Raw genomic sequence first — 508 nt, 5'->3', positions numbered from 1 at the left:
CGGCGGCTCGTCGGGCGGCAGCGCCGTCGCCGTGGCCGCGCGCCTGGCGCCGGCCGCAACGGGCAGCGACACGGGCGGATCGATCCGCCAGCCCGCGGCGTTTTGCGGAATCACCGGAATCAAGCCGACCTACGGCCGGGCGTCGCGCTACGGAATGATCGCCTTTGCCTCCAGCCTCGACCAGGCCGGCCCCATGGCGCGCTCGGCAGAGGACTGCGCGCTGCTGCTGTCGGCCATGTGCGGCCCCGACCCCGACCGCGACTCCACCTCGCTCGACCGGCCCGCGGAAGACTTCGGTCGCGCACTCGGCGACTCCATCGAAGGACTGCGCATCGGCGTCCCGGCCGAGTTCTTTGGCCCCGGCCTGGCGCCCGACGTGCGCGCCGCCATCGATGCGGCGCTGAAGGAATACGAAAAGCTCGGCGCCAAACGGGTTCCCGTCAGCCTGCCGCGCACCGAACTGTCGATCCCGGTGTACTACACCATTGCCCCGGCCGAGGCCTCGTCG

1 protein-coding gene is annotated in these 508 nt (G+C 72.2%); it reads left to right on the top strand.

The annotated features are described in order from the left end of the window. On the top strand, positions 1 to 508 hold a 508-nt coding region (locus VTU_RS0105640), incomplete at both ends, for an amidase (RefSeq protein ID WP_010101774.1).

This window comes from Verminephrobacter aporrectodeae subsp. tuberculatae At4 (assembly GCF_000193225.1).
Lineage (GTDB): Bacteria > Pseudomonadota > Gammaproteobacteria > Burkholderiales > Burkholderiaceae_C > Acidovorax > Acidovorax aporrectodeae.
This window is presented reverse-complemented; position numbering and strand designations above follow the sequence as displayed.